Here is a 5,168-nt window from a genome sequence, read left to right on the forward strand (position 1 = left end):
CCGAGGAGGCCGCCTACCGCGCCGGCCCGGAGCACGCCGCCGACCGCGCCTACTGGCGCGACCGCCTGGACGGCGCCGACGCCCCCGCCACCCTCCCCGGCGGCACCCCCGCCGGCCCCGCCGGACTGCCCCGCCTGACCGCCGCCCTCCCCGCCGGCACCCTGCCCCGGCTGGAGGCCGCCGCCAAGGCCGCCCGCGCCACCTGGGCCGAACTCGTCATCGCCGCCACCGCCGGCTACCTGCACCGTCTCGCCGGCACCGAGGACGTCGTGCTCGGCCTGCCGCTCGCCAACCGCCGCGGCCCCGCCGCCCTGCGCACCCCCGTCGCCACCGCCAACGTGCTGCCGCTGCGCCTCGCCGTCCACCCCCGCGACACCGCCGCCGAACTGCTGCGCCGGGTCGTCCTGGAGGTCCGCGACGTCCGCCGCCACCAGCGCTACCCGCTGGAGGACCTGCGCCGCGACCTCGGACTCACCGGCACCCGCCGCGCCCTGTTCGGACCGATGGTCAACATCAAGGCCTTCGAGCGCGACCTCGACCTCGCCGGTCTGCCCGGCACCGTCCGCAACCTCGCCGCCGGCCCCGTCGACGACCTCGCCCTCGCCGTCTCGCCCGGCCCCGACGGCGCCCTGCGGATCGGCCTGGAGGCCCACCCCGACCAGTACGGCGCCGACGCCCTCGCCGCCCACCGCGACGGCCTGCTGCGCTACCTCGACGGCCTCGCCACCCTGCTGCTCGACGCCCCGCACACCCCGATCGCCCGGATCGACCTGCTCGACCGGGACGCGCTGCGCCGCGCCACCGCCGGCCGCACCGAGCCGCCCGCCACCCGCACCGTGCCCGAACTGCTCGCCGGCCGGGCCGCCCTGACCCCGGACGCGGTCGCCCTGCGCAGCGGCGCCACCACCCTCACCTTCGCCGAGCTGGACGCCGCGAGCAGCCGCCTCGCGCACCGCCTCACCGCCCTCGGCGTCCGCGCCGACACCCCCGTCGCCCTCGCCATGCCGCGCGGCGCCGACACCCTGGTCGCGATGTTCGCCGTGCTCAAGGCCGGCGGCGCCTGCCTCTCCCTGGACCTCACCCACCCCCGGCAGCGGACCGCCGACATCCTCGACGACACCCGCCCGGTGTGCGCCGTCGGCACCGCCGAGGCCCTCGCCGCGCTGCCCGGCGCCGCCGACCGTCCCGCCGTCGCCCTCGACGACCCCGCCGTCCGCGCCGAACTCGCCGCCCTGCCCGCCGGACCGCTGCCCGCCCCCGACCCGGCGCACACCGCCTACCTGCTGCACACCTCGGGCTCCACCGGCCGCCCCAAGGGCGTCGTCGTCACCCACGCTTCGCTCGCCAACCTCGCCGCCGGCCACGACGAGGACCACATCGCCCCCGCCCTCGCCCGCACCGGCCGCGAGCGGCTGCGGATCGCCCACAGCGCCTCGTTCGCCTTCGACGCCTCCTGGGACCCGGTGCTGTGGATGCTCCACGGCCACGAGCTGCACCTGCTCGACGACGAGACCTACCGCGACCCGGCCGCCCTCGTCGGCCACGTCCGCGACGAGCGGATCGACTACCTCGACGTCACCCCCTCCTACCTGGACGTGCTGATCGCCGAGGGCCTGCTCGCCGAGGACGTCCACCGCCCCGCCGTGGTCGCGGTCGGCGGCGAGGCCACCCCCGAGCCGCTCTGGCGCCGCCTCACCGCCGTCGACGGCCTGAGCCCGGTCAACCTCTACGGCCCCACCGAGACCACCGTCGACGCCTACACCTGGACCCCCGGGCCGGACGGCGCCCCGGTCGGCCGGGTCGTCCGCGGCTCGCGCGCCTACGTGCTCGACGGCTCGCTGCGCCCCGCCCCCGACGGCGTCGCCGGCGAGCTCTACGTGGCCGGCGCCTGCCTGGCCCGCGGCTACCTCGGCCGCCCCGACCTCACCGCCGAACGCTTCCTCGCCGACCCCTTCGGCCCGCCCGGCAGCCGGATGTACCGCACCGGCGACCTCGCCCGCCGCCGGCCCGACCGCACCCTGGAGTTCCTCGGCCGCGCCGACGACCAAGTGAAGATCCGCGGCTTCCGGATCGAGCCCGGCGAGATCGCCGCCGTCCTCGGCGAACTCCCCGGCGTCGACCGGGCCGTGGTGATCGCCCGCCCCGGCCCCAGCGGCAAGCGGCTGCTCGGCTACGCCGTGCCCGCCGCCGGAGCCGTCCTCGACCCGGCCGCGCTGCGCTCGGGCCTCGCCGCCCGGCTGCCCGAGCACATGGTGCCCGCCGCCGTGCTCGTCCTCGACGACCTGCCGCGCACCGGCAACGACAAGCTCGACCACCGCGCCCTGCCCGAGCCCGAGTCCGACGCGGCGGAGGTCGGCGCCGCGCCCGCCACCCCGCAGGAGGAGATCATCTGCGGGCTGTTCGCCGACCTCCTCGACCTGCCCGGACCGCTCTCCCGCGACGCCGGGTTCTTCGACCTCGGCGGCCACTCGCTGCTGGCCGGCCGCCTCGCCGCCCGGCTGCGCGAGGCCCTCGGCGTGGCCGTCGGCTTCGCCGACGTCTTCCGCCACCCCACCCCGGCCGCCCTCGCCGCCCTGCTGCGCGAGCGCTCCGCCCCCGAACCCCGCCCCGCCCTGGTGCCGGTCCGGCGCGCCGAGCAGCTGCCGCTCTCCCCGGCCCAGCGCGGCCTGTGGTTCCACTACCGGCTGGAGGGCCCCAGCCCCACCTACAACATCCCGCTCGCCCTCACCCTCACCGGCCCGCTGGACCGCGAGGCCCTCGCGCTCGCCGTCGGCGACCTCGCCGCCCGGCACGAGACCCTGCGCACCGTCTACGGCGAGTCCGCCGACGGCGAGCCCTACCAGCGGATCCTGCCGCCCGCCCCGGTCGAACTCCACACCGGCACCGGCGAGATCACCGACGCCGTCCGGTACGCCTTCGACCTCGGCGCCGAACCTCCGCTGCGGGCCAGCCTGTTCGCCCACCAGGACGGCACCCACACCCTTCTGCTGCTGCTCCACCACATCGCCGGCGACGGCGCCTCCACCACCCCGCTGGTCCGCGACCTGGCCGCCGCCCACACCGCCCGCCTCGCCGGCCGCGCCCCCGAACTGCCCCCGCTGACCGTGCAGTTCGCCGACCACGTGGACTGGCAGGCGAAGCTCCTCGGCACCGGCGAGGCGCCCAGCGCGCTCGCCGTTCGCCAGCTCGACCACTGGCGCAAGACCCTGGCCGGCCTGCCCGACCAGCTCGACCTGCCCACCGACCGCCCCCGGCCCGCCGTCGCCGCCCACCAGGGCGCCACCGTGCCGTTCCGCCTCGACGCCGACGCCCACGCGGCCCTGGCCGCGCTCGCCCGCACCACCGGCACCAGCGTGTTCACCGCCGTCCAGGCCGGCCTGGCCGCACTGCTCACCCGGCACGGCTGCGGCACCGACATCCCCGTCGGCACCCCCGTCGCCGGCCGCGACTCCGACGAGACCGCCGCCCTGGTCGGCTACTTCGTCAACTCCGTGGTTGTGCGCATCGACACTTCCCCTCGCTCCGCCGGGGATGCCCCTCCCGGCGACCCGAGCTTCCGCGAACTGCTCGGCCGCACCCGCACCGCCGTGCTCGGCGCCCACGACCACGCCGACCTGCCCTTCGACCGCCTGGTCGAGGAGCTCAACCCGCGCCGCTCGCTCGCCCGGCACCCGCTGTTCCAGGTCATGCTGGCCTGGCAGTCCGTCCCCGACCGGGCCTTCGCGCTCGGCGGCGGCCTCACCGCCACCGTCGCCGCGATCCCCTCCGGCACCGCCAAGTTCGACCTCACCCTGAACGCGGGCGAACTGCGCGAGGGCGGCATAGCGGGCTTCCTGGAGTACCGCACCGACCTCTTCGACGAGGCCACCGTGCGCGCCCTCGCCGAGCGCCTGGCCCGGCTGCTCACCGCCGCCGCCACCGCGCCGGACACCACGATCGGACGGCTTCCGCTGATCAGCGACGAGGAGCGCCACCGCGCCCTGGTCGAGTGGAACGGCACCCCCGTCCACTCGGAGCCCGGCGCCACCCTGCCCGAGCTGTTCGAGGCCGCCGCCCTCGCCAACCCCGGCGCCACCGCCGTCAGCTGCGACGGCGAGACCCTCAGCTACACCGAACTCGCCGCCCGCGCCGACCGGTTGGCCCGGCTGCTGGCCGCCCGCGGCATCGGCCCCGGCACCATCGTCGCCCTCGCCCTGCCGCGCTCCCTCGACCTGGTCACCGGCCTGCTCGCGGTCGCCAAGTCCGGCGCCGCCTACCTGCCGCTCGACCCCGAGTACCCGGCCGACCGGCTCGCCTACATGCTCGCCGACGCCGCGCCCGCCGCGCTGCTCACCGACACCGCCACCGCGCCCCGGATGCCCGAGCACCGGGTGCCGCAGCTGCTGGTCGACGGCGGCGAGGCGGACGCCCACCCGGCCGTCCCGCTGGCCCAGCACGAGCGCACCCGGCCGCTGACCGCCGAGGACACCGCCTACGTCATCTACACCTCCGGCTCCACCGGCCGCCCCAAGGGGGTACCGGTCACCCACCACAACGTGGTCCGGCTGTTCTCCGCCACCGACCACTGGTTCGGCTTCGGCGCCGAGGACGTGTGGACGCTGTTCCACTCCTACGCCTTCGACTTCTCGGTCTGGGAGCTCTGGGGCGCCCTGCTCCACGGCGGGCGGCTCGTCGTCGTCCCGCACCTGGTCAGCCGCGACCCGGCGGCCTTCCTCGACCTGCTCGCCCGCGAGCGGGTGACCGTCCTCAACCAGACGCCGTCCGCCTTCTACCAGCTCAGCGCCGCCGACCGGGAGCGGCCCGGCACCGAACTCGCCCTGCGCTACGTGGTGTTCGGCGGCGAGGCACTCGAACTCGGCCGCCTCGACGACTGGTACCGGCGGCACGCCGAGGACGCGCCCACCCTGGTCAACATGTACGGCATCACCGAGACCACCGTGCACGTCACCCACATCGCCCTGGACCGGGCGAGCGCCGCCGCGGGCAGCAGCAGCACCATCGGCGTCAACATCCCCGACCTGCGGATCTATGTGCTCGACCAGTACCTGCAGCCGGTCCCGCCCGGCGTCACCGGCGAGATGTACGTGGCCGGCGCCGGCCTGGCCCGGGGCTATCTCGGCCGCCCGGCCCTCAGCTCCGAGCGCTTCGTCGCCGACCCGTACGCCGAG

General features: G+C 77.0%; 1 protein-coding gene. It reads left to right on the plus strand.

Going from position 1 to position 5,168, the window contains the following annotated elements:
* A partial coding sequence (locus tag VR45_RS38440) for a non-ribosomal peptide synthetase (RefSeq protein WP_045944598.1) occupies positions 1–5,168 on the plus strand: 5,168 nt, incomplete at both ends.

This window comes from Streptomyces sp. NRRL S-495, from assembly GCF_000966955.1.
Lineage (GTDB): Bacteria > Actinomycetota > Actinomycetes > Streptomycetales > Streptomycetaceae > Kitasatospora > Kitasatospora purpeofusca.